A 24,289-nucleotide genomic window follows, 5' to 3' on the forward strand; every position below is an offset into this window, starting at 1 on the left:
AAGCGCTGGTAGCTATTATTTGTATAGCAATGACTCCTGACCAAGACGCGCACTGGATGCGCCTGGCCCTGGCCGAGGCGCAAGTCGCCGCGCGCGCCGGCGAGGTGCCCGTGGGGGCCATCGTGGTCAAGGATGGCCAGATGATCGCCACCGGCCGCAACGCGCCGGTCGAGGGGCACGACCCCACGGCCCACGCCGAGATCGTGGCCCTGCGCGCGGCGGCGCGGCGGCTGGGCAACTACCGGTTGGACGGCTGCAGCCTGTATGTCACGCTGGAGCCGTGTGCCATGTGCAGCGGTGCCATGCTGCATGCGCGCCTGGCGCGCGTGGTGTACGGCGCCGCAGATCCCAAGACGGGTGCGGCGGGCTCGGTGCTGAACCTGTTTGGCCATGCCGAGCTGAACCACCAGACCCAGGTGCGGGGCGGGGTGCTGGCCGACGAGTGCGGCGGCCTGCTCAGCGGCTTCTTCCGGCAGCGCCGCCATCAACAACGCACCGAGGCACTGGCCCGCCATCCGCTGCGCGACGACGCCCTGCGCACGCCCGATGCCGCCTTCGCGGATCTGCCCGGCTACCCCTGGGCGCCGCGCTACCTGAGCGACCTGCCCAGCCTGGCCGGCTTGCGTTTGCACTACCTGGACGAAGGCCCGCAGGACGCGCCGCGCACCTGGCTGTGCCTGCACGGCAACCCGGCCTGGAGCTATCTGTACCGGCGCATGCTGCCCGTGTTCCTCTCGGCCGGGGACCGCGTGGTCGCGCCCGACCTGATCGGCTTTGGCAAGAGCGACAAGCCCAAGAAAGAGTCGGCGCACCAGTTCGAATGGCACCGCCAGGTGCTGCTGGAACTCATCGGGCGGCTGGACCTGCGCAACGTGGTGCTGGTGGTGCAGGACTGGGGCGGCATCCTGGGCCTGACGCTGCCCATGGCCTGCCCCGAGCGGTTTGCGGGCCTGCTGGTGATGAACACCGTGCTGGCCACGGGTGATGCGCCGCTGCCCGCCGGATTCCTCGATTGGCGTGCGATGTGCCGCGACAAGCCGCTGTATGGCGTGGGGCGCCTGCTGGCGCGCGGCAACCCGCACCTGGCCGGGGCGGAGTGTGCCGCCTACGACGCGCCGTTCCCCGACAAGGGCTACCGCGCCGCGCTGCGCGCCTTTCCTGAACGCGTGCCGGCATCGGAGGATGCGCCGGGGGCCGCGCTGTCGCGCCAGGCGCGTGATTTCTGGCAGCAGCGGTGGCAGGGCCGGAGCCTGATGTTCATTGGCGCCAAGGACCCGGTGCTCGGGCCCGCCACCATGCGCGATCTGCACCGCCACATTCGCGGCTGCCCCGCGCCCACCGTGCTGGCCGACGCCGGGCACTTCGTGCAGGAGCATGGCGAGCCGATCGCGCGGCAGGCTGTGGAATACTTCTCGTTTCCCGGCGCCGGCCGTGCCACCGGCTGACATGGCGCCGGACGGACTCTCTTTTTGACGGAGCAGGCCCCTTCATGGCCTGAGCGCTTTGCAAGACCATTCACACGATCATCCCGGTCACGACCATTCCCAGTGCAGCCACGACCACGGCCCCAAGCACATCTACATCTATTCGCCGTCGAGCGCCGTGCAGGACAAGGCCGCCTTCAAGCGCGGCCTCGCCCGGCTGAAGGCCCTGGGCCATGAGGTCGAGGTGGATGCGGACGCCCTGGCCGTGCACACCCGCTTCGCGGGCGACGACGCCACCCGCCTGGCCGCCATCCACCGTGCCGCAGCCAGCGGCGCCGATGTGGCGCTGATCTCGCGCGGCGGCTACGGGCTGTCGCGCATCCTGCCGGGCATCCGCTACAAGGCGGTGGCCAAGGCGATCGCGGGCGGCACGCGCTTCGTGGGCGTGAGCGACTTCACCGCCTTCCAGACCGCGCTGCTGGCCAAGACGGGCGCCACGTCATGGGCCGGCCCTTCGCTGGGCGCCGACTTTGGCGTGGCCGGCGAGCCCGACGACATCATGGAGGCCTGCTTCGACGATTTGCTGACCGGCCATGGCGAAGGCACGGGCTGGCGCATGAACAATGAAAAGCCCGACGCCGCCACGGGCAAGCCGGCCGTCCCCAATGTCTACGTGAAAAGCGCCACGCTGTGGGGTGGCAACCTGGCGGTGCTGGCTTCGCTGGTGGGCACGCCGTACCTGCCGGCCATCAAGGGTGGCGTGCTGTTCCTGGAAGACGTGCACGAGCACCCCTACCGCATCGAGCGCATGCTCACCCAGCTGCTGCACGCCGGCGTGCTGGCCCAGCAGAAGGCCGTGGTGCTGGGGCAGTTCACCAACTTCAAGCTCGCGCCGCACGACAAGGGCTACAAGCTGCAGTCGGTGGTGGACTGGCTGCGCACGCAGATCAAGGCGCCCGTGCTCACGAACCTGCCCTTCGGCCATGTGGCGACCAAGGTGCTGCTGCCCGTGGGGAGCACGGTATCGCTGTCGGTGGAAGGGCGGGATGCGCTGATCTACTGGGGACACCAGCACTGATTCGGTGCTGCCTTCAATCGCCCGCTTCTGGATTCCTGCCCGCTGGGCCCAGGGGATGCCGGGCGGCATGGCACCTGCCAGCGGCGGGTGTCCGCCTGGGCTGGGGCTCGGGTCAGGCGTTGCCGGGAGGGGGCTGGGCCGGGCGCAGTGCACGTGGCAACTGGCCCTGGAACAGGGGGGTGACCTGGTCGATCACGCCCCGCGCTCCGGTTTCGCCGCGCAAGGGCACGAGTGTGCTGAAGAGATCGGTGCGCAGGTACCACAACGCTTCGATGTCGCCGGCGTAGCGCAGGCGCATGTTCATGCGCGCCACCTCGCAACCGCTCATGCCCGCCAGGCTTTGCAGCATGGCCCGGCGTACCTCCTCCAGCCCGTGGTCGCGCACCCAGGCCGTCGATGACGGCTTGTCACGGCCCAGAAGGTCGTGAAGGTTGTTGCGGAGATTGGGCTTGTTCCAGCGCATGGAGGGAGGCGGACGCATTTTTTGTAACAGGGTCGGCCAAATTAAGCGGGAGCGAGGCGCCACGCAAGGGGCGCGCTACTGTTTTTGCGTAAAGACAACAGACGCACCTTGTTTGTTGCGAACTTTTACGTGTTTGTTGATTTTTTTGGGATGGGCGGCAAATCGCGGGTGGCAACCGCCGCCATGTGCCGCCGGGCCCACGAAATTCACTTTGCCTGGGGCACCCCCGCGGCGCCGTCAGGTCCCGGGTGGCGCCATCGGACGCCTGGCGGCGCCAGGCAACGATTCTTGACGCTTTCCTGGGTGCGCCGCCAGGGCGCTTGCACTAAACTGATTCACATGATGTTACCAATAGGCCGGTGTCCATGAGCGTGCTGTCGACGATGGTCTTTGCGGACATCTCGGGCAGCACCGCCTTGTATGAAGCGCTGGGTAATGAGCGCGCCACCGAGGCGGTGACCCAGGTCACGCAATGGATCAGCGACACCATACAGACGCACGGGGGGCGGGTGGTCAAGAAGCTGGGCGACGGGGTGCTGGGCGTTTTTGGCGATGCCGCCAGCGCCGTATCCGCCATGGCGGCCATGCTGCGCGAGCACAAGGCCCGCCAGGAGCGCTGGCCCCAGCCCTTGCGCATGGAGGTGCGCGTTGGCGTGGCCAGCGGCGAAGTGGTGGACGTGGATGGCGACTGCTATGGCGATGCCGTCAACGTCGCCTCCCGGCTGTGCGAGCGGGCCGGCCCGGCCGAGATCTGGGCCACCGAGACCACCGTGCTGCTGGCGGGGGCCGCGCCGGATGTCTGGTACCGCAAGCTGGGCATGATGGACATTCGCGGCAAGGCCGAGCTGCTGATGCTCTACCACGTGGAGTGGCGCGAGGACGAGGCGCCCGACTCCCTCACCATGCAGGCTTCCCTTGTCAGCAACTTTGCGCCGGCAGACTCGATCCTGGGGCACATCCAGTTCTCGTGGCACGGCGTGGACCGCACCTTCACCTCGTCCGACGCCCCCGTCCTGGTGGGGCGGGCGCTGCACGCCCAGCTGTGCGTCGACGATCCGCGCGTCTCGCGCCTGCATGCGCGCATCGACTGGCGCAACAGCGGCTTCGTCCTGACGGACATGAGCAGCTTTGGAACCTGGGTGCGGTTCGAGGGCAGCGATTCGCCCGTGCGGCTGCGGCGCGATGCCTGCATCCTGCATGGCACCGGGCACATCGCGCTGGGCGTTTCCTTCACGGAGCCCAGTGCGCCGACCATGAGCTTCCACGTGGCCGGAGGCAGCGTGCGCCTGCGCTGACGGGCTGCGCGAGGGACTTCCGCCATGGGGCTGCCCGGGCGCCGGGCACCTCCTTCGGGCCGGTCGCGGCCCGGGCGATACGGACACACGACACACCCAACAACAGGAGACAACAAAGATGGCATGGATGAAGCGGACGGCCCTGGGGCTGGTGGCGGCGGCGCTGCTGGCAGGCGCGGGCGCGGCGGTGTATGTGCAGCGGAGCTTTGCGAAACTCGACGGCGAACTGGGCGTGGCGGGGCTGGGCAGCGCGGTGCAGGTGCGGCGCGATGGGGCCGACGTGGCCCACATCCAGGCGCGCACGCCACAGGACGCCTGGTTCGCGATGGGGTATGTGCACGCGCAGGAGCGCACCTGGCAGCTGGAGTTCAACCGCCGGGTCATGCATGGCCAGCTGTCGGAGGTCTTCGGCCCCGCGACGCTCGAAACCGACAAGCTGATGCGCGCTCTGGACATCATGGGCGCGGCCCGGCGCCAGTACGCAGGCCTGCCGCCCTATGCCAAGGAGGCCTTGCAGGCCTACAGCAAGGGCATCCACGCGTTCCACCTGAAACGGCCCCAGGCCCTGCCCCCCGAATTCCATGTGCTCGGCGTCCAGCCCGGCGGCGCGGCGGGCGCGGTGTGGGAGCCCGAGGACAGCGTGGGCTGGGCGCTGATGATGGCGCTGGACCTGGGCGGCAACTGGGGAACGGAATTCGCGCGCCTGTCGGTCGCGCGGACGCTGGACACCGACCGCCTGTGGCAATTGATGCCACCCTATCCGGGCGAGAAGCCGGCCGCATCGGCCGACCTCGCCGCGCTGTACCGGCAGCTTGGGGTGTACCGCGCGGCTGGCGCGGGCTCCACGGCGGCCGGGCCGGGCGGTGCCGACGGGCTGGCGGCGGCCAGCGGGGCAGCCCGCCGCAAGGACGAAGGCCTGCTGTCGCGGCAGATCAGCGCCGGCATGCTGGCCTGGGCCGATGAGTTGACGCGCAACGCGGGCACCAATGAAGGCAAGGGCAGCAACAACTGGGTGCTGGCGGGAACCCGCACCGTCAGCGGCAAGCCGCTGCTGGCCAACGACCCGCACCTGGGGCTGTCGGCCCCGGCCATCTGGTACTTCGCCGGCATGCAGGCGCCCGCCGGCACCGCGTCGGACGGCACGCCCATCGCCGCCATCGATGCCGTGGGGGCCACCTTGCCCGGCCTGCCATTCGTGGTGCTGGGGCGCACCGACCGCGTGGCCTGGGGCTTCACCAACACGGGGCCGGACGTGCAGGACCTGTACCTGGAGCAGATCAACCCGGCCGATGCGGCGCAGTACCGCACGCCAGAAGGCTGGGCGCCCTTCACGGTGCGCAGCGAAACCATCCGCGTCAAGGGCGGGGCCGACGTGCAGCTGGCGCTGCGCAGCACCCGCCATGGGCCGGTGCTGAGCGACGTGCAGAAGTCGCACGCCGAGGTGCTGGACCTGGGCAAGTACGTGCTCGCGCTGCGCTGGAGCGCGCTGGACGCTGACAACCAGACCGTGCTGGCGGGCTTGAAGACCAACCAGGCCAAGAGCGTGGACGAACTCTTCGAGGGGCTGGCGCACTACCACTCGCCCATGCAGAGCGTGGTGGCCGCCGACGACCAGGGCCACATCCGCTTCAAGGCGGCGGGGCGCGTGCCGCTGCGCGATGCCGCCAACGACATCCGCGGCGTGGCCCCGTCCCCCGGCTGGGAGGCGCGCTACGACTGGAAGGGCTGGCTGCCCTACGAACAAACCCCGCAGGACGATGGCAAAGGCAGCGCAGATGGCGCCCAAGGCGCCAGGGGCTGGATCGCCACGGCCAACCAGCGCGTGACGGCGCCGGACTACCCGCACTTCCTCACGCAGGACTGGGCCTTGCCCTACCGCTACGAGCGCATCGCGCAGCTCATCGAGGCCACCGAAAAACACGACGCGGCCAGCATGCAGGCCATCCACCGCGATGTGACCTCGCTGGCCACGCGCCGCCTGCTGCCCCACCTGCAACAGGCGCAGTTCGCACACGCGCTGGCGGCCGCCGCCCAGAAAGAGCTGCAAGGCTTTGACGGCGTGATGGACGCGGGCAAGGCCGCGCCGCTGATCTTCGTGGCCTGGACGGACGAACTCGCGCGCGGCCTCATCATTCCGCGCATCGGTGAAGACCGCTTCACCGCGACCTATGGCAAGCGCGACTACCGCGCGGCGCTCGAAGGCATCCTGGAGCGCAACGACACCTGGTGGTGCCAGCCCGCATCGTGTGCCGGGCAATCTGCCGCTGCCCTGGGCCGAGCGCTCGACCGCCTGCAGGCAGCCTATGGGGCGGACCCGGCCCGGTGGCGCTGGGGCACGGCGCACCCCGCGCTCAGCGTGCACCGGCCCTTTGGCAACGTGCCCGCGCTGGCGCGTTTCTTCGATGTGAGCGTGCCTTCGCATGGCGATGCGTACACCGTGAACGTGGGGCAGTACAACGCGGGCGAGGCCACGGGCCCGTATGTGAACCGCCATGCGGCCTCGCTGCGCGCGGTGTATGACCTGGCCGACCTGGAGCAGTCGCGCTTCATCTACCAGACGGGCCAGAGCGGCCTCGTGTTCTCGCCGCGCTACCGCGACATGAGCACCACGTGGGCCGAGACCGGCTACCGCGCGCTGCAGCGCCAGCCCGCGCGCTGGGTGCACGCGCTGACGCTGACCCCCGCAACCCCCGCGCAGTGACGCGCGCCGCGAGGAGCCACGCCATGGGTTTTGTTCCGTTGATCGAAGTCACCCGGGGCGGCCTGGCCGAGTGCCAGCACTGGGGCGCCGTGGCCGTGGCCCACCGCGAAGGCCGGGTGCTGGCGCGGGTGGGCGACCCGTACACGGTCACCTTCACGCGCTCCACCATCAAGGCGTTCCAGGCGCTGCCCTTCATGCAGGCGGGTGGCGCACGGGCGCTTGGCTGGGGGCCGGGCGAGCTGGCGCTGCTGTGCGCCAGCCACAACGGCGAACCCATGCATGTGGAGCAGGTGGACCGCATGCTGGGCAGCGTGGACCAGGACTACCGCGCGCTGCGCTGCGGCTGCCACCGGCCTCTGTTTGCCGAGCTGGGGCTCGGTTCGTTGCCCGAAGGCTTTGTGCCCGACGAGCGCCACAACAACTGCAGCGGCAAACACGCCGGTTTTGTCGCGCACTGCGTGCGGCAGGGGTTGCCGCTGGACGGCCACCTGGACCCGGCCCATCCGCTGCAGGTGGCGATCCGGGAGCATGTCGCGAAGGCAGTGGGGCTCGCACCCCATCAGCTGGCCATGGGCATCGACGGCTGCTCCGCCCCCAACTACGCCATGCCCCTGGCACACCTGGCGCGGGGTTATGCGCGGCTGGCGGGCGGCGCGCCGGATACCGACCTGCACGAGAGCCTGACCGCGCTGGCCGATGCCATGGTCGCGCGGCCCGAGCTGGGCTCGGGCACCGGACGGCACGACCTGGACTTCATGCGCGCAGGGCAGGGCGACTGGGTGTCCAAGACCGGGGCCGACGGCGTGCAGGTGGTGGGCAGCCGCAGCCGGGGCGAAGCCTTCGCGCTCAAGGTCATGGACGGCAACATGGTGGCGCAGGTGGCGGCGGCGGTGGAGGTGATGGACCAGCTCGGCTGGCTCGACACCCGCCAGCGCGAAGCGCTGGCCCCGCGCCGGTCCGCGCGCATCGCCAACGCCAAGGGGCTGCAGGTGGGCGAGCGGAAGGCGGTGTTCAGGCTGGAGCCGGCCGGCGGCTGAAGACCGGGCACGGGGCAAAGCCGGGCCCCGCGCGGCGCCTGTTCAACGGAATTTGATAAAAAATGCCTTCAGTGCACTACTGGTAAGCGCTGGCAGCTGCAAAAATAGTAGCAAACGGCTCCGTATCCGGCAGCACATAGATCACGCCGCGCGACTGGCCGAAAAGCGGCGCGATGAACTGGTTGTAGAACGCCTCGGGCGCATTCACGCAGCCGTAGCTGATGCGCTTGTCCTGCGCGCCCTGGCTGGCCAGGCGCTGGTGACGGCGCTCGGCGGCGCTCACGCTGCGCACCCGGTGCAGCGACACGGCGGCGTCGTAGTCGATCCAGACGATGTCGTCGCCCTTGAGGTTGCGCCCGGGCTCGGTGACGAAGCGGCCCGCGGGCGTGGTGCGCTCTTCGGGGCGGATCTGCGACAGCGGCCGCTGGCCGATGTCGGGGGCGGACCGGTCGCCCAGCGCCGCACCCAGCAGCACTGGCGCGCTGCCCAGCCATTGCCCCCGGGCCGAGAACACATGGATGCGGGCGGCGGGCTTGTCGATCACGGCAAAAGGCAGGCCCTGGTGGTCGGCGGTGTCGGTGGCCCAGCGCACCAACCGGCGCGCCGTGGGCGAGGCATCCTTGGGCAATTCCGCAGCGCCGACGGGCAGGGTGGCCAGCACACAAGAAGCAGCCAGGGCGGTCAGCGCGAACCGGCGGTTCGCAGTCACAAAAAACATGTCTTCATCCAAAAAAGCGTGCTCATACGCACCGCCGCCGGCACTGGCGCGCTGGAGGCCCGTGCACCCGTGGATCTGGCTTCGCCAGTCCACCGGGTGCGTCCCCGTCGGGGGAAGGCGCCATCGGGCGGCTCAGGGTGCTTCCGCCAGGGGGCTTCCTTCCCCCGCCAATGCCCTCAATAATGCCTGCACCCGCGACTCTTGCGAAGCTCCTGCTTCGTCCCTGCAATGTTCGACCGCCTCCGCAAAGCATTCAGCGCATCCGGCAGTTCCGCGTCCACCCCGGGCCGGCCGGTGACCAACCGCGACGTATCCCGCTGGGCGGCCGGCCAGCGGCTGGCGATCGTGGCGCATGCGACCGACGGGCATTTCGACCTGGGCGGCGATATCCACGGCCACCCCTGGCGGCTGGAATGCGGCGCGCCCACGCGCGACTATGTGCAGGGCCTGGAGCTGCGCGGCCGCGCCGACGTGGGCGCCGACCCGGATGCCGCGGTGATGGTGATCAACCGGCCCTTGCAGGAGGTGCTGGAGGGCACCGTCTACGACGCCATCACGGACACATTGCAGACCGCCGTGAGCAGCAGCCTGCCCGAGGAAATGCGCTGGCTTTCGATGTACGAGGAAATGTCCTGGCCCGGCCTGCCCGCGTCGTTCCGCGAGCATTTCACCGTGGTGTCCGAGCGCATCGAGCTGGCCCAGCGCTGGATCCATGCGCCCGTGGTCTCGCAGCTGCTCAACGCGGTGGAAGGCGAGGGCGGCGCCGAGCGGGCGAAATCGCCGCTGGTGCTGATGCTGGCGCGGGGTCGCGTCTATCTGCGCATGGAGCACACGCAGCGCAGCCTGGCCGAGATCGCGCATGCCAAGCAGCTGCTGCTGGTGGCGGGGCAGGCCGCGCTGCAGAACCTGCCGCCCATGTCGGTGGCAGGGCCGGACGACGAGCCGGGCATTGCCGGGTAGCGTTGCAAGCGCCCGCCAAACGAAAACGGGGCCAGTGGCCCCGTTGTTCATGGTGCGGCATGCACCCACCCCGCAAAACTGGCGCGCTCCAGGCGAGTGCACCGTGGAACTGGTGTCGCCAGGCCACCGGGTGTGTCCCCCTCCCGCGTGCTACGCGAGCGAGGGGCTGAGTGCCGCGGCTCCCCGCATGCCTGCGCACGCTGGGACGGCAGCAAAGAGCTGTCGCCTCTGGCGAGCGCACCGAGGCCCGAAGGGCCTCGGGCGGAGCTTCATCCTCCGCGCGTGATGGGCACGCCCGCGTCGCGGCCGTAGGTGCCGTACTTGCCCAGCTCCCACTTGGCGATCGCGTTGCGGTGCACCTCGTCGGGGCCGTCGGCAAAGCGCAGCGTGCGCGCATTGGCATAGGCATAGGCCAGCGGGAAGTCATCGCACATGCCGCCACCGCCGTGCACCTGCATGGCCCAGTCGATCACCTGGCAGGCCATGCTGGGCGCCACCACCTTGATCATCGCGATCTCGGTCTTGGCGACCTTGTTGCCGGCCACGTCCATGAGCCAGGCGGCCTTGAGCGTGAGCAGGCGCGCCATGTCGATCTTGCAGCGGGCCTCGGCGATGCGCTCCTGCGTCACGGTCTGCTGGGCCACGGTCTTGCCGAAGGCCGTGCGCGACGAGGCGCGCTTGCACATCAACTCCAGCGCACGCTCGGCCAGCCCGATGAGGCGCATGCAGTGGTGGATGCGCCCGGGGCCCAGGCGGCCCTGGGCGATCTCGAAGCCACGGCCCTCGCCCAGCAGGATGTTGGAGACGGGCACACGCACGTTCTCGAAGGTCATCTCGACGTGGCCATGGGGCGCGTCGTCGTAGCCAAACACATTGAGCGGGCGAATGACGGTGATGCCCTTGGCGTCCGCCGGCACGAGCACCATGCTCTGCTGCGAATGGCGGGGGGCATCGGGGTCGGTCTTGCCCATGGTGACGAACACCGCGCAGCGTGGATCGGCCGCGCCGGAGATCCACCACTTGCGGCCGTTGATGACGTATTCGTCGCCCTGGCGCTCGATGCGCGTTTCGATGTTGGTGGCGTCGCTGGATGCCACGGCCGGCTCGGTCATGGCAAAGGCCGAGCGGATCTTGCCCTCGAGCAGCGGCTTGAGCCAGCGGGCCTTGTTGGCGTCATCGCCGTAGCGCGCGATGGTCTCCATGTTGCCGGTGTCGGGCGCCGAGCAGTTGAACACCTCGCTGGCCCATGGCACGCGGCCCATGATCTCGGCCAGCGGGGCGTATTCCTGGTTGGTCAGGCCCGCGCCGTCGTATCCGGAGGCCGCCGCGCTGTCCACCGGCAGGAACAGGTTCCACAGGCCTGCCGCCTGGGCCTTGGGCTTGAGGTCCTCGATGGTCTTGAGCGCGCTCCAGCGCTTGCCCGCCGCCGTGTTGGCCGCCAGCTCGGCGGAGTAGGTGGCTTCGTTCGGATAGACGTGGTCATCCATGAACTGGAGCAGCCTGGCCTGCAGTTCCTTGGTTTTGGGCGAGTAGTCAAAGTCCATGGGTTTCTTCTCCGTTGGTAATCGTGGGGCGCCTCATCCCCGCTGCGCGAACGACCAGGCCAGCTCGGCCATCGGCCGTGCCGTGTCGCCCGAGGCCTTGGCCTGCGCGCTGGAGGCGGTGCCCGCCTCCACCCGCTTGGCGATGCCCTGCAGGATGGCGGCGATGCGGAACATGTTGTAGGCGAGGTAGAAGTTCCAGTCGGCGCGCAGCGCCTCGGGCGTGGCGATGCCGGTGCGCTCGCAGTAGCGGCGGATGTAGCTGTCTTCGCCGGGAATGCCCAGGGCCGCGAGGTCCTGTCCCGCGATGCCCCGGCCCATGGCGGCGGGGATGTGCCAGCTCATGCAGTGGTAGCTGAAGTCGGCCAGCGGGTGGCCCAGGGTGGACAGCTCCCAGTCGAGCACGGCGATCACGCGGGGCTCGGTGGGGTGGAACATGAGGTTGTCCAGCCGGTAGTCGCCGTGCACGATGGACACGTGGCCTTCATCGCGCGCGCTCGCCGGCATGTGGGCGGGCAGCCATTCCATGAGCCGGTCCATCTCGGGGATGGGCTGGGTGATGGAGGCCACGTACTGCTTGCTCCAGCGGCCGATCTGGCGGTCGAAATAGTTGCCCGGCTTGCCATAGCCGGCCAAGCCCCGGTCGGCGAACTTCACGGTGTGCAGCGCGGCGATCACGCGGTTCATCTCGTCGTAGATGGCGCCGCGCTCAGCGGGCGACATGCCGGGCAGCGACTGGTCCCACAGCACGCGGCCCTGCATGCACTCCATCACGTAGAAGGCGCGGCCGATGACCGACTCGTCCTCGCACAGCACGTGCATGCGGGGCACGGGCACGTCGGTGCCATGCAGGCCGCTCATCACCGCGAATTCGCGCTCGATGGCGTGGGCCGATGGCAGCAGCCTGGCCACGGGGCCGGGCTTGGAGCGCATCACGTAGTGGGCGCCGGGGGTGATGAGCTTGTAGGTGGGGTTGGACTGCCCACCCTTGAACATCTCCACCGTCAGGGGGCCGGCAAAGCCTTCCATGTTCTGCGTGAGCCAGGCTGTCAGCGCGCCGATGTCGAACGCGTGCTGGTCGGAGACGGGACGGGTGCCAACGAAATGGTCAAAGTTGCTCATGGACGGGGCGAGGGTTCGGTCAGTCAGTTGTCGGTTTCAGCAATGCGCATGAGGGCGTCGCGATCGCGCACCACCAGGCCGCCCGGCTCGATGCGGATGGCGTCCTCGCGCTCCATGGCCTTGAGCTCCTGGTTCACCCGCTGGCGCGATGCGCCCAGCAGCTGCGCCAGTTCTTCCTGCGCCAGCTGCAGGCCGATACGCATCTCGCTGCCGTCCGACAGGCTGGGAATGCCGTAGCTGCGCACCAGGTGCACGAGCTGCTTGGCCAGCCGCGCGCGCAGCGGCAGGGTGTTGAGGTCTTCCACCAGGCCGTAGAGCTGGCGGATGCGTCGCGCATGCAGGCGCAGCATGGCTTCGTAGAACTCGGTATGCGCCGCGAGGATCTTCCTGAAGTCGGCCTTGGCCACGCACAGGATCGTGGTGTCGCCGTGCGCATAGGCATCGTGCGTGCGCCGGTCCCCGTCGAAGATCGCCACGTCGCCGAACCAGATGCCCGGCTCCACATAGGTCAGCGTGATCTGCTTGCCCGAGATGGAGGTGGAGCTCACCCGCACCGCGCCGCGCGCGCACGCAATCCACTCCTCGGGCGGGTCGCCGCGCGCGGCGATGAGGCCGCCGTCCTTGAAGCGTTTGACGTATGCACATCGCAGGATGTCGTGGCGTAGTGAAGGTGAGAGGGAAGAAAACCAGCGACCTGAGTTGATCGCTTCACGTTCTTCGATAGTAAGAATCGGGTCGTCCATGGTCTGTCTTTTGTGTGACTGGAAACAGGCCCATTGTCGCGTCAGGGACCTTCGCGCAGCGTCAGGGTTGTCACCTGCGTGTCTGCAGCAGGCCCGCCATGCAAAAGCCCCTGGGTGCTTGGCGGCATCCCAGGGGCTTCATCGTGGATGGTGGTGGCCGTCGGCGTGCGGTCACCGCCGGCAGCGTGCGGGGCTATTCGTAGCGGGGCACACGCTTTTCAAGGAACGCGGTGATGCCCACGCCGCCGTTGGCATGGTGCAGGTTGGTCACGAAGTGATTGCGCTCCTGGCCCAGGTGGTGGGTCAGGCTTGCATGGGGTGCTTCATTGATCAGCTCCTTGATGCTGGCCAGCGCATTCGGCGCACGCGCATTGAGCTGCTCGGCCAGGGCGAGCGCGGCATCGAGTGCGCCCCCAGTTTCGGCAAGTCGGTTGACCACGCCCAGCGCGTGCAGGCGCTCGGCGCCAATGCGGTCGCCACACATCAGGATCTCCGTGGCCACCTGGCGGGGCAGGGCATGCACCAGGCTCCAGCTCGCGCCGCCGTCCGGGGACAGGGCCACGTTGCTGTAGGCCATCACGAACACGGCATTGCGCGCGGACACGATGAAGTCGCAGGCCAGCGCCAGCGAGAAGCCGGCACCGGCGGCGGCCCCCTCCACCGCGGCGATCACGGGCTTGGGATAGGTGCGGATGGTCTCGATCCAGTTGTGCAGCCCCTCGATGCTCTGGGCCTGCACCTCCGGGTCCTGCTGGCGGTTGGCCAGCAGGCGCTGCAGGTTGCCCCCCGAACAGAACATGCCGTCCGCGCCCGTGATGACCACGCTGCGGATGTCGGGGCTGCTTTCGGCCACGCCCAGCGCCTCCACGCCCGCCGCGTACATCGCAGGGTCGATGGCATTGCGCCGTTCGGGATTGCGAAGGGTCAGGATCAGGGTCTGGCCCTGGCTGGTGCTCTGGAGTTCTGCGGGCATGTGCGTGGGTTACCTTGTGAAGGGCTGCGGACGGTTCACGTGGGGGTGTGCAGTCGGTCTGGAAGCAGGGCCCGTGCGGTGCGCGCGGCCGGCGCCAGCGGCCGCCGCGCTCCGCAAGGAGCCTTCATTCATTCATTCCTCCACATGCGTGAGGCTCAGGCCGATCGCGCCGCGCCGGCGCAGCCAGGGGCTGGGGCGGTAGCGGGTGTCGCCATAGACGGTCTGCATGTTGAACAGCACTTCCAGGATGTTGGTGGGACCCCAGCGGTCGCCCATGGCCAAAGGCCCCAGCGGATAGCCCAGGCCCAGCGTGACGGCGGTTTCCAGGTCCTTGGGAGAGCAGATGCCTTGCTGGCAGATGTCGCTGGCGATGTTCACGATGGTGGCCACCACGCGCTGCGTGACGAAGCCGCCGCTGTCGCGGATCACGCTCACCGCCTTGCCGTCGCGGGCGAACAGCGCATGCGCCGCGTTGCGGATGTCCACGCGCGTGGCCGGGTTGGTCGCCAGCACGCGGCGCCTGGTGGCGGCATCGTCGATCAGCATGTCGATGCCGATGGTGCGGGCCGGGTCCAGGCGCTCGACCACGGCGACGGTGGTCACGTCAAAGCCCAGCGGCGCGACGAGCGTGATGGCCTGGGGCGAGGGCGATGGGCCGGTTTCGATGGTGGCGCCCAGGTCCTTCAGCAGCTGGTACAGCTCGGCGCGCCGTGCCGCGCGGGGCGACACCCATACCGGGGGAAGGTCGGTCACCACCGGGGGCGGTGCCTCTGCGGGGATTTGCGCCACGCCCTCCACGTAGCGGTAAAAACCTTCTCCCACCTTCTTGCCCACCACGCCGCCGGCCAGGCGCTGCGCGGTGATCACGCTGGGGCGAAAACGCGGCTCGTCGTAGTACTGGCGGTAGATGGATTCCATCACCGGGTGCGACACGTCCAGCGCGGTGAGGTCCATCAGCTCGAACGGGCCGAGCTTGAAACCCACCTGGTCGCGCAGGATGCGGTCGATGGTGGCGAAGTCGGCCACGCCTTCGCCCACGATGCGCAGGGCCTCCGTGCCGAAGCCGCGCCCCGCGTGGTTCACGATGAAACCCGGGGTGTCCTGCGCCTGAACGGGGGTGTGGCCCATCTCTTTGGCATAGGCCGCCAGGGCGGTGCAAATCGCGGGGTCGGTCTTGAGGCCCGCGATGACCTCGACAACCTTCATCAACGGCACCGGATTGAAGAAGTGAAAACCCGCCAGCCGCTGCGGGCGCTGGAGCGCCGCCCCAATCGCGGTCACGGACAGGGACGAGGTGTTGGTGGCCAGCACGGCATCGCTGCGCACCACGGACTCCAGTTCGGCAAACAGCTTCTGCTTCACATCCAGCCGCTCGACGATGGCTTCGATCACCAGGTCACACGCGGCCAGATCGGCCACTGCCTGCACCGGGTGCAGCCGCGCAGCGAGGGCCGTGGCTTGATCGGCATCAATGCGCCCTTTGGCGACCAGCTTGCTCCATTGGTCTTGGAGCGCAGCCTGGGCGGCCTGGGCGGCGCCTGGGGTTGCGTCGAGCAGAAAAACCTGGCTGCCGGCCTGCGCGGCGATCTGTGCAATGCCCCGACCCATGGCGCCGGTGCCCACGATTGCGATGTTGGGAAACTGAATTTTCATAGCGCCATTATGGCTGTGGCGTTGCGTGGGACTTATGTGCAAGAATGGGCTGCGCCAAAAACAGAATTTATTGTGAAAATCCGTAACACCATTTTTGGGACCGGTCTGTGGGTGGTTGCTGCGGGCGCCTCGGCACTTTCGCTGGGAGGCAGCAGAGGCACGGTGGTGTTGGGTGCACCGGTGGATCTGTCGTTCGATGTGCAGCCCGATCCAGGCACGGACGTGGCCTCTTCCTGTGTGACGGCGCAGCTGAAGGCGGGGGATACGCCGGTTGGCGATGCCAGGGTGCGTGTCGTGCCCCTGCCCGACATGCGCGGGCGTTCACCGGCCGTGCGGGTGCAGGCGGCCATCGCCGTGGATGAGCCTGTGTTGCTGGTCACCTTGTCGGCGGGATGCACGGGCAAGGTCACGCGCACCTACACTTTTCTTGCGGAACTTCCCGTCACGATGGCCCGGTCGGCGGCGCCGATCGATGTCGCGCGGCTGCCTTCTTTCCCCGAAGGTGGCGCGGAAGCCCCCGGTGCGTCCCCGGGCGCGGCGGGCCAGCGAGCGGCCAGGCCGGCAGCACCCGCGGCGGCACCTTCTGCACCATCGCCTTCCGCGATCCGGCCCGCCACGGCACCGCCTCCTGCCGGCGCGGCGGAGCCCGTTTCCCGCAGTGCGCCCGCACGGCAGCCAGCGCGCGGCACGGCACGGCCCCCGGCCAGCGCCGCGTTGCCCCCGGCCAAGGGCACGGCGCAGGTGGCAAGGCCTGCGGACCAGGCCCGGCTCGTGGTCGAGCCGCTCGATATCTGGGTGGACCGGCCGGTGGCATTGCGTTCATCGCCCGGGCTGCTGGCCCTTCCTTCGGAGCAAGCCTCCGCGCAGCGCACCGAGGCCGCCGCCGTGTGGAAGGCGCTGAATGCCCAGCCGGATGATGCCCGCCAGGACAGCGGCCGGCTCAAGGCGCTGGAGAACGATGTGGCCACGCTGCGTGCGCAGGCGGCCCGCGACCGGGCCAGCGCGGCGCAGTTGCAGCAGCAGCTGGAACTGGCCGAGAACGACAGATTCCCGGCCACGGTGGTGTATGTGCTGGGCGGCTTGCTGTTGCTGGCATTGCTGTTCGCGGCGTGGACATGGACGCGCTTGCGCAGCGCCTCCGACAAGGCGGTGCGCGCGTGGCGCGATTCCGTGGCGGCGCTGGGCGGGCGCGATGCAATGGCCGCGCACGAAGCCGCCCTGGGCCTTGCGCCCCATCCGGGCGATGCCTGGCTGTCGTCCGGCGAGTCCCCGGCTTCCGAAGCGGCGGCAGTGGCTTCCACCGCATCCGCGGCGCCCGGGCCCGCCTTCGTGGCCACCGCCCCCGTGCCGAGTGCGCCCGCGCCGCTGCCGGCCAGCCCGCCCCCCGCTGCAGCACCGCCCCAGCCCGTGCTGCACATCGTCAGCCCCGAAGAGCTCTTCGACATTCAGCAGCAGGCCGAGTTCTTCATTTCGGTGGGGGAGCACCAGCAGGCCATCGAGGTGCTCAAGAAGCACATCGCCGAGCGGGGCGATACCTCGCCCCTGGCGTATCTGGAGCTTCTGCGGCTTTATCACACGCTGAGCCGGGTGGAGGAGTTCTCGCAACTGCGCGCACAGTTCATGCGCTCGTTCAATGCGCAGGTGCCCGAATTTACCGGCTTCCACCGCACCGGCCGCATGCTCTATCACTACACCGATGCGCTGGCGGAGATCGAGGCCGAATGGACCTCTCCGTCCGTGCTCGGGCTGCTGGAGAAATTGCTGTTCCGGCAGGACGGCGCCGTGTCGGTGGAACCGTTTGATCTGGCGGCCTACGACGACCTGCTGCTGCTGCTGGCCATCGCGCAGACCACCCCGGCAAGCGCCCGGGGCGCGCCGGCGCCCCGCAAGCGCACCACGCCACTGGCCGAGCCGCGTGTCGACGCGCAGGTGCTGGCAGCGCCGCCCGTGGCGCCGGCAAGCACAGCGGGGGGCGGCCTGCCGCTGGATTCGCTGTCCGCGAGCCTGGAGTTCGCTCTGGGCGAAATGCCTTCGGCCACAGGATGGCCGCCGCAGGAACTGGCGGCCACCGCGCCTTCCATGCCCGACGCTGACACCCGGGGTGCGCCGCTGGACCTCGATCTCTCGGAGCCGCCCCACCTGACGCTCAGCGATTTGCCGCCCGTGCCCGTGACCGCGCCACCGTCCTCGGGCCAGGCGGTGGGCTTCGGCATGGACAACGACCTGGTGGAGCTGCGGCTGGAGCTGGAGCAGAAGAAGGCCGACCGCAGCTAGGCCGCGGCGGCGCGCCCTCCCGCCCCCGCGGGCCTGGCCTTACTCCACCATCCCGCGCATGAGCTGCGCGGCCGCGGCTTCGGGGTCGGAGGCATTGACGATGGCCCGCACGACGGCGATGGACCCCACGCCCGTGGCGCGCACCTGGGCAAACTGCTCCGCCCCGATGCCGCCAATGGCCACCTGGGGGTAGTGGCGCAGCAGGCGCGCATAGGCACCCAGCCGGCCCACGCCCTGTGGCGCCGTGGCCATCTTCTTGAGGGTGGTGGGAAACACGGCACCCATGGCAATGTAGCTGGGCCCCACGGCATCTGCGCGCACCATTTCCGCGTAGCCATGGGTGCTGACCCCCAGGCGCAGGCCCGAAGCGCGCAGCGCCTGAAGCTCGTCGGGGGCCAGTGCATCCAGGTCTTCCTGGCCCAGGTGGATGCCGTAGGCGCCCGCCTGGATGGCCACGCGCCAATGGTCATTGATGAACAGCAGGGCGCCCGTGCCCTCGACCGCCTGCACGGCGGCGTGGACCTCCTGCGCAATCGCGTGCTCGTCGGCGGATTTGAAGCGCAGCTGCACCGTGGGCACGCCCGCGCGGGCCATGCGGCCCACCCAGCTGGCATCCGGCAGCACGGCGTACAGGCCCAGCCTTTCCGGGCAGGGGGCGAACGCATCGGCGCGCGGCCGGGGCACCAGGCCAAAGTCCTGTGGCTCGTCGGGCCACTGGGCTGGCTGGAAGGCGCCCGTGCGCAGGCTCTGCGCCAGCCAGGCCTGGGCCAGGCATTCCGCGTCGTGGGCAATGAAGCCCAGCGTGCTGCAGGCCTGCAGGGCTGCCAGGTAGGCGGGTTCCGGCCGCGTGGGCTCCGGGGCAGGCTCGGCGCCAAAGCCCGCGAAGGTGGTGGCGTGGTGCGCAAGAAGGGCCTGCACCATGGCGCTGGTGTCGTCACGCATGTTGTTCATGGTGCCAGAAGGGCGTGCCGAGCACGGGCGTGCTGGGCTGGGCGGCCTCCTGCGCCGCCATGGCACCGGCCTTGCTCGCGGCACGCCCGGCATTCACGGCGTCGGCGAACGCGCCCGCCATGGCCACCGGGTCCTGCGCCAGGGCCACGGCGGTGTTCAGCAGCACGCCGTCATAGCCCCATTCCATCACCTGGCAGGCATGCGACGGCAGGCCCAGGCCCGCATCCACGAGCATGGGCACATCGAGGCGCTCGCGCAGCGTCTGCAGTGCATAGGGGTTCACGGGGCCACGCCCGGTGCCGATGGGCGCTGCCCAGGGCATGACGGCCTGGCAGCCCACATCGACGAGCCGCTGGCACAGCACCAGGTCTTCCGTGCAGTACGGCAGCACCTGAAAACCTTCCTTGATGAGGTGTTCCGCCACGCCCACCAGGTTCAGCGTGTCGGGCTGCAGCGTGTAGTCGTCGCCGATCAGCTCCAGCTTGATCCACGGTGTGTTGAACACCTCTCGCGCCATCTGCGCGGTGGTGATGGCCTCTTGCGCGCTGTGGCAGCCGGCGGTGTTGGGCAGCACGGGCACGTTGAGCTTGCGCAGCAGCTCCCAGAAGCTGCTGCCGCTTTCGGCCGGGTTGCTGCCCTGGCGGCGCAATGACGCGGTGACCATGGCGGGCTGCGCGCGCAGCACGGCGGCTTCGAGCACCGCAGGGGATGGGTAGCGCGAGGTGCCCAGCAGCAGGCGGCCGGCGAACTGTTGGCCGTACAGCACCAGGGGGTCTTGGGGCGTCGAGGTGGTCATGAATTTACTATCTTTTTAATAGCTGCTAGCGCTTTGTGGATAAGCGCCAAGGGCCAATTTGTCTCAAGAAAGAAGGCCGGGGGTCAGCCCCCCGTCACGGGCGAGATGATTTCCACGCGGTCGCCGGGCTGCAGGGCCTGCGCGGCGTAGCGGGTGTTGGGCACAAAGTGGGTGTTCACGGCCACCGCAAACGGAGGGCGTGCCGCGATGGCGGCCACGGCATCGGCCACGGTGGCCCCTTCGGGCAGTTCATGCGGGATCTGGTTGATGGAGATGTTCATGCGAAGGCAGCGGCCGCGCTGGACTGGGAGGCGGGTTTCAGGTCCAGCGCGAGGTCAAAACGTTGCGAAAGCTGCGATTGTCCCGCGTTCAGCACTTCCAGCGTCACATCCAGCATCGCCGGCGCGATCATGAAGCCGTGGCGGTACAGGCCATTGATCTCCAGCACGCCCCGGCGCGGCTGGCGGATGGCGGGCAGGTTGTCGGGCAGCGTGGGGCGGCACTGCGTGGCCAGCTCCAGGATGCGGCCTTCCGCGAAGCCGGGGTGCACGGCGTAGGCGGCGGAGAGCAGCTCCAGCGTCGATCGCACGCTGGCGGGCGAGAGGTCGTCCGATTCGATCTCGGTCGCGCCGATCACGAACAGATGGTCTTGTTTGGGCGCGATGTAGATCGGGTAGCGCGGGTGCACCAGCCGCGTGGGGCGCTGCAGCGTGACATCCGGTGCGTGGATGCGCACCACCTCGCCCCGCACACCCCGCAACGCGGGCCATTGGGCCCTGGCACCGAGGCCGCGGCAGTCCAGCACCCAGTCGGGCTGGCCGGGGGCGTCGGGCGCAAAGGCCTCGGGCGACCGGGGCGCGTGCCAGTGCGCGCGCACGGACAGCCGCTGCATTTCCACCACCAGGGCTGCCAGCAGCTGCCGGTTGTCGAGCTGGCCTTCACCGGGCAGGTACAGCCCCTGCGCAAAGCGCTGCGCCAGCGTGGGCTCCGCCTGGGCCAGCGCGGCGCCGTCGAGCTTTTGCAGCGCGGGCAGCTCGGGCACCGTGTGCTGGTTGGCCTCCAGCAGGCGCGTGAGCCGCTGGGCTTCGGCCGCGTCCTGCCGGTGCCACACGATGAGCGTGCCGGCCTGCTGGAAGAACACGGGCTCGGCCAGCGCCGCCAGCAGCTGCGGCCAGCGGGTGAGGGCATGGTGGCCCATGCGCACCACGCCGGGCTCGGTGATGGCCGATTCGGCCAGCGGCGCCAGCATGGCGGCGGCCACGGTCGCGGCCGAATGCTCGGCGGCCGGGCTGCCCGCGTCATAGATGTCCACACGGTGCCCCTGGCGGGCCAGCTCCACCGCCAGCAATCGGCCCATGAGGCCCGCGCCCAGAATGGCAAAAGAAGAGGGTTGAAGTGGCATAAGTCCGTCTGTCTGTCTGTCTGTGTGTTGGCTGGCAACCATGGACAAAACGGGGGCAGAGCCGCTCTTGGAAACTCCCCACGCCAGCATGACCTGGATCGGGTAGCGGGGCCAGTACGCGCCGCGCGGTGCGCAGTGTTCTGTGGTGCCCCAGGGTATTTCTCAGTCGCGCACCCAAGAACCTGTTCAGTTCTCGACCGCGGGACACCCCTGTTTCGTCCGGAAAAATCAATTACAGCACAACCCGTGGCAGCTCTTTTTGCGCTAACGCATAGGCCATAATTTTTGCCATGACTTCATTGATTCCCCCGACCTCCGCAGCACGCCGCTATGTACGCGTGCTTTCCATCGCCGGTTCCGACAGCGGCGGCGGGGCGGGCATCCAGGCCGACCTCAAGACCTTCAGCGCCCTGGGCTGCTACGGCATGACGGCCATCACCGCCATCACGGCCCAGAACACCTGCGGCGTCACGGGCATCCACGGCATTCCGCCCGAGATGCTCAAGGCCCAGATCGATGCCGTGGTGCAGGACATCGGCGTGGACGCGGTCAAGATCGGCATGCTGCATTCGCCCGAAGTGGTGCGCGTGGTGGCCGATGCCATCCGCACCTACCAGCTGCCGCACGTGGTGCTCGACCCGGTGATGGTGGCCACCAGCGGCGACCGGCTCATCGCCGCGGAAACCGTGAACGTGCTGGTGCAGGAGCTGTTTCCGCTGGCCGAGGTGATCACCCCCAACCTGGACGAGGCCGGCTGGCTGCTGGGGCGCACGATCGAGGGCGTGGATGCGCTGGCAGCTGCGGTGGACGGGCTGCTGGCCCTGGGCGCCCCGGCGGCGCTGCTCAAGGGCGGCCACCTGCCCGGAGACTGGGTGGTGGATGTCCTGGCCACACGCGGCGGCGTGCGGCAGCGGCTGGAGTCCGCACGCATTGCCACGCACAACGGGCATGGCACGGGCTGCACCCTGTCATCGGCCATCGCGGCACACCTGGCGCGGGGCCTGCCCTTGCAGCAGGCGGTGGAGCGCGCGCGTGCCTACATTCTGGGCGCCATCGCGGCAGGGGCCGATGTGACCACCGGCCGTGGCCATGGCCCGCTCAACCACGGCCATGCGCCCGTGGCGCAGCTGGTGCTTTAAAGGTTTGATTGTTTTTGGCCTCGGGCGCTTATCCAGCAAGCGCTAGATGCTCACAATTCAATAGCGATTCAACGCACCCGTGGCCGTGTGGCCCAGGCCAGCACAAAACTGAACGCCAACGCCGGCAGCGCCGAGCCCGCGCCCGGCACCACCTGCGGGGCCAGGTGGTAGACGGCAATCCCCACCAGCCAGATCGTCACCGGGGCCGCGTTCACCCGGCGTGCCGCAGCGAGCAGCGCGGGTGCGTTGGCGCCAAAGGCCAGCCGCCCCAGGATCACGCCGAACAGCGGCACGAACACCGAGCTGAGCAGCAGCAAAAATGGCTCCAGGCTGTGCATGGGCAGCACCAGCGCGAGGGCGGTACACACCGCAGCCATGGCCAGGCCCCACTTGCGTACGCCCCAGCGCGGCAGCAGGCTGTGTGCCGACACCGCGCCCGAATACGTGTCGCCATAGGCGTTGTCCACCTCGTCGATCAGGATCAGCGACAGCGCGATCAGCCCGCCCTGGGCCAGCAACAGGGCCTGCACCAGATCCTTGCTGGGCAGCGTCAGCGCCACCAGCACACCGAGCGTGTAGCACCACATGTTGGCCAGCGCGTAGCCCAGCCACGTGCCGCGCAATGCGGAGCCGCCGTTCTTGCCGTGGCGCGCATAGTCGGCCACCAGCGGCAGCCACGAGATGGGCATGGCGATCACCAGGTCCAGCGCGGGCAGCACGCCCATGCCGCCTTCGCCCTTGCGCGTCCACAGCGCTTCAAAACCCTGGGCCTGCGCCAGCGACAGGAACTGCCACGACAGCCACAGCAGCGACAGCACCACCAGCGGCAGCGCCACGCGCGCGATCACCTTGCGCACCAGCTGCACCATCGATCCGCTGATGAGCAGCATCACCACGCCGCCCCACAGCAGCGTGGCCAGCACGGGCCAATGCGCGCCGGCCATGGTGCCGGACTGCTGGCCGATGGCCACCGTGGCGTCGCGCATCACCACCAGCTCGAACGTGCCCCAGCCGACCAGCTGCACGATGTTCAGGATGATCGGCAGGCTGGCGAACGTGCGGCCATAGACGGCATGCATCAGCCCGGCGCTGGCCAGGCCGCTGTCGCAGCCCAGCTTGGCCACCCAGCCCAGCAGGCCCGCGCCCACGATGGAGCCGCAGACGATGGCGATCAGCGCCTCTTGCGTGCCCAGCGCGGGCATCAGGTAGGCGCCCACCTGCATGACCAGCAGGCCCACGCCCAGGCTGAACCAGAGCGAGGCGTGGTCATGCCATTGGAAGACGCGGCGGTCGGGGGAGACGGGGGCCAGCGCTTCGTTGGTGGCGGGCGCGGCGGGGGATGAGGACATGGCAGGCTCCGTGGCAGTACAGAGCAGGGGCGGCCCGCCAGCGCGCCCCAAAGTCATTTCATTCTGGGCTCTGCCGAGGCGGACGTGCTTCCCTGCGCGAGGATGATCTCAATCAGGTTCGAGGGAACGCGGCGAGCATAGCTGTGATGCCCGCCTTCGCTTCCGCTTCATGCTCGATATTTTCATCTAAAGATTCGGCCATTCCTTCCAACAGGATGCGTGTCGCTTCTTCTCGTAGACCAGCGACCGCCGCAATTTGGGCCAGCTTTTTGTAGCTGATTGGCCGCCCTTTTTTGAAGGCGCTCAAGCTGGATTCCTTCTCTCCCAGCGCCTCTGCAAGTGCCTTCTGGCTACCGAAGACCTTCGCTGCTTTAGTGATCGTTTCCGCAACATTCATGATTGACACCGGTTGTAAATAATTAGCACTGGATGTAAAGTCTCGCCGAATTAGCGCTAGTGCTAATTTTGCAACAGGAGTTCTCATGATCCAAGTGTCCGTAACGTCAACGGAAGTTCGCAACCAAAGCGGCAACGCCAAAGCATCCGGCAAACCCTACTCCCTGAACTTCCAAACCGTCTGGTTCCACACCTTTGACCGGACCGGCAAGAAAAACCCGTACCCCGAGAAAACCGAAATCATCCTGGAAAAGGACGAGCAGGGCGCGGCACT

At 68.8% G+C, this 24,289-nt stretch carries 21 protein-coding genes and 1 pseudogene; 9 read left to right on the forward strand and 13 right to left on the reverse strand.

From position 1 onward, the window contains the following. Nucleotides 1–29 precede the first annotated feature (29 nt). Both tadA and AC07OD_RS27475 read left to right on the forward strand, forming a co-directional pair. Nucleotides 30–1,445, forward strand: a complete 1,416-nt coding sequence (gene tadA, locus AC07OD_RS27470; RefSeq protein WP_494598519.1) for a tRNA adenosine(34) deaminase TadA — start codon at nucleotides 30–32, stop codon at nucleotides 1,443–1,445. Nucleotides 1,446–1,503: 58 nt separating this feature from the next. Then, nucleotides 1,504–2,502 (forward strand): LD-carboxypeptidase, encoded by a 999-nt coding sequence (locus tag AC07OD_RS27475; protein WP_369642736.1) that lies wholly within the window; start codon nucleotides 1,504–1,506, stop codon nucleotides 2,500–2,502. 112 nt (nucleotides 2,503–2,614) lie between these two features. Here the strand turns inward: AC07OD_RS27475 and AC07OD_RS27480 are convergent, their stop codons facing one another. Beyond that, nucleotides 2,615–2,983: a hypothetical protein gene (locus AC07OD_RS27480; RefSeq protein WP_369642735.1), complete on the reverse strand. Its 369-nt coding sequence runs from the start codon at nucleotides 2,981–2,983 to the stop codon at nucleotides 2,615–2,617. 347 nt (nucleotides 2,984–3,330) lie between these two features. Here AC07OD_RS27480 and AC07OD_RS27485 point away from each other — a divergent pair, with 347 nt between their 5' ends. From AC07OD_RS27485 to AC07OD_RS27495, 3 genes are all read left to right on the forward strand, one after another. Beyond that, nucleotides 3,331–4,260 carry an adenylate/guanylate cyclase domain-containing protein gene (locus AC07OD_RS27485; RefSeq protein ID WP_218294584.1) on the forward strand — a complete coding sequence of 310 codons (930 nt, stop codon included), beginning with the start codon at nucleotides 3,331–3,333 and terminating at the stop codon, nucleotides 4,258–4,260. A gap of 118 nt (nucleotides 4,261–4,378) precedes the next feature. Continuing rightward, complete coding sequence (locus AC07OD_RS27490; RefSeq protein WP_494598520.1) at nucleotides 4,379–6,961, forward strand: penicillin acylase family protein; 2,583 nt, start codon at nucleotides 4,379–4,381, stop codon at nucleotides 6,959–6,961. Between the two features lie 23 nt (nucleotides 6,962–6,984). After that, the gene (locus AC07OD_RS27495) at nucleotides 6,985–7,998 is read left to right on the forward strand and encodes an asparaginase (RefSeq protein WP_218340980.1); all 1,014 of its coding nucleotides are present in this window, start codon (nucleotides 6,985–6,987) and stop codon (nucleotides 7,996–7,998) included. A gap of 76 nt (nucleotides 7,999–8,074) precedes the next feature. Here AC07OD_RS27495 and AC07OD_RS27500 read toward each other — a convergent pair whose 3' ends face one another. Continuing rightward, complete coding sequence (locus tag AC07OD_RS27500) at nucleotides 8,075–8,716, reverse strand: hypothetical protein (RefSeq protein WP_494598521.1); 642 nt, start codon at nucleotides 8,714–8,716, stop codon at nucleotides 8,075–8,077. 228 nt (nucleotides 8,717–8,944) lie between these two features. Here AC07OD_RS27500 and AC07OD_RS27505 point away from each other — a divergent pair, with 228 nt between their 5' ends. Beyond that, nucleotides 8,945–9,676 carry a hypothetical protein gene (locus AC07OD_RS27505; protein ID WP_218340982.1) on the forward strand — a complete coding sequence of 244 codons (732 nt, stop codon included), beginning with the start codon at nucleotides 8,945–8,947 and terminating at the stop codon, nucleotides 9,674–9,676. A gap of 269 nt (nucleotides 9,677–9,945) precedes the next feature. Here AC07OD_RS27505 and AC07OD_RS27510 read toward each other — a convergent pair whose 3' ends face one another. The 5 genes from AC07OD_RS27510 to AC07OD_RS27530 form a co-directional block, all read right to left on the reverse strand. Next, nucleotides 9,946–11,220: an acyl-CoA dehydrogenase family protein gene (locus tag AC07OD_RS27510; RefSeq protein ID WP_218294589.1), complete on the reverse strand. Its 1,275-nt coding sequence runs from the start codon at nucleotides 11,218–11,220 to the stop codon at nucleotides 9,946–9,948. Nucleotides 11,221–11,253: 33 nt separating this feature from the next. Further along, complete coding sequence (locus tag AC07OD_RS27515; RefSeq protein WP_494598522.1) at nucleotides 11,254–12,339, reverse strand: phosphotransferase; 1,086 nt, start codon at nucleotides 12,337–12,339, stop codon at nucleotides 11,254–11,256. 23 nt (nucleotides 12,340–12,362) lie between these two features. Continuing rightward, complete coding sequence (locus tag AC07OD_RS27520; RefSeq protein WP_218294591.1) at nucleotides 12,363–13,082, reverse strand: Crp/Fnr family transcriptional regulator; 720 nt, start codon at nucleotides 13,080–13,082, stop codon at nucleotides 12,363–12,365. Nucleotides 13,083–13,275: 193 nt separating this feature from the next. Further along, complete coding sequence (locus AC07OD_RS27525) at nucleotides 13,276–14,055, reverse strand: oxepin-CoA hydrolase, alternative type (RefSeq protein WP_218340984.1); 780 nt, start codon at nucleotides 14,053–14,055, stop codon at nucleotides 13,276–13,278. 132 nt (nucleotides 14,056–14,187) lie between these two features. Then, nucleotides 14,188–15,708: a 3-hydroxyacyl-CoA dehydrogenase gene (locus AC07OD_RS27530; protein WP_218294593.1), complete on the reverse strand. Its 1,521-nt coding sequence runs from the start codon at nucleotides 15,706–15,708 to the stop codon at nucleotides 14,188–14,190. Between the two features lie 72 nt (nucleotides 15,709–15,780). On the opposite strand from AC07OD_RS27530, the gene AC07OD_RS27535 reads away from it, so the two are divergent. Next, complete coding sequence (locus AC07OD_RS27535) at nucleotides 15,781–17,982, forward strand: hypothetical protein (RefSeq protein WP_494598523.1); 2,202 nt, start codon at nucleotides 15,781–15,783, stop codon at nucleotides 17,980–17,982. A 39-nt stretch (nucleotides 17,983–18,021) separates the two neighbouring features. Here AC07OD_RS27535 and thiE read toward each other — a convergent pair whose 3' ends face one another. The 4 genes from thiE to AC07OD_RS27555 all read right to left on the reverse strand — a co-directional run bounded on the left by thiE (nucleotide 18,022) and on the right by AC07OD_RS27555 (nucleotide 21,131). Beyond that, the gene (thiE, locus tag AC07OD_RS27540; protein WP_494598528.1) at nucleotides 18,022–18,924 is read right to left on the reverse strand and encodes a thiamine phosphate synthase; all 903 of its coding nucleotides are present in this window, start codon (nucleotides 18,922–18,924) and stop codon (nucleotides 18,022–18,024) included. Then, complete coding sequence (locus AC07OD_RS27545) at nucleotides 18,917–19,729, reverse strand: thiazole synthase (protein ID WP_494598524.1); 813 nt, start codon at nucleotides 19,727–19,729, stop codon at nucleotides 18,917–18,919. The genes thiE and AC07OD_RS27545 overlap by 8 nt, the downstream gene beginning before the upstream one ends. A gap of 83 nt (nucleotides 19,730–19,812) precedes the next feature. After that, nucleotides 19,813–20,010 carry a sulfur carrier protein ThiS gene (gene thiS, locus AC07OD_RS27550; protein ID WP_057272784.1) on the reverse strand — a complete coding sequence of 66 codons (198 nt, stop codon included), beginning with the start codon at nucleotides 20,008–20,010 and terminating at the stop codon, nucleotides 19,813–19,815. Further along, on the reverse strand, nucleotides 20,007–21,131 hold the full coding sequence (locus tag AC07OD_RS27555) for an FAD-dependent oxidoreductase (RefSeq protein WP_494598525.1): 1,125 nt from the start codon (nucleotides 21,129–21,131) through the stop codon (nucleotides 20,007–20,009). Before AC07OD_RS27555 ends, thiS begins: the two co-directional genes overlap by 4 nt. A gap of 290 nt (nucleotides 21,132–21,421) precedes the next feature. Between AC07OD_RS27555 and thiD the strand changes: the two genes are divergently transcribed. Next, on the forward strand, nucleotides 21,422–22,270 hold the full coding sequence (thiD, locus tag AC07OD_RS27560) for a bifunctional hydroxymethylpyrimidine kinase/phosphomethylpyrimidine kinase (RefSeq protein WP_218340986.1): 849 nt from the start codon (nucleotides 21,422–21,424) through the stop codon (nucleotides 22,268–22,270). 68 nt (nucleotides 22,271–22,338) lie between these two features. Here thiD and AC07OD_RS27565 read toward each other — a convergent pair whose 3' ends face one another. Both AC07OD_RS27565 and AC07OD_RS27570 read right to left on the reverse strand, forming a co-directional pair. Further along, complete coding sequence (locus tag AC07OD_RS27565) at nucleotides 22,339–23,619, reverse strand: purine-cytosine permease family protein (protein WP_494598526.1); 1,281 nt, start codon at nucleotides 23,617–23,619, stop codon at nucleotides 22,339–22,341. A 112-nt stretch (nucleotides 23,620–23,731) separates the two neighbouring features. After that, nucleotides 23,732–24,103 carry a helix-turn-helix domain-containing protein gene (locus AC07OD_RS27570; RefSeq protein ID WP_494598527.1) on the reverse strand — a complete coding sequence of 124 codons (372 nt, stop codon included), beginning with the start codon at nucleotides 24,101–24,103 and terminating at the stop codon, nucleotides 23,732–23,734. On the opposite strand from AC07OD_RS27570, the pseudogene AC07OD_RS27575 reads away from it, so the two are divergent. Next, a pseudogene (locus tag AC07OD_RS27575) lies at nucleotides 24,102–24,289 on the forward strand (single-stranded DNA-binding protein); the annotation flags it as partial. The gene AC07OD_RS27570 and the pseudogene AC07OD_RS27575 overlap by 2 nt on opposite strands.

The organism is Acidovorax sp. GW821-FHT10E03 (assembly GCF_059415205.1).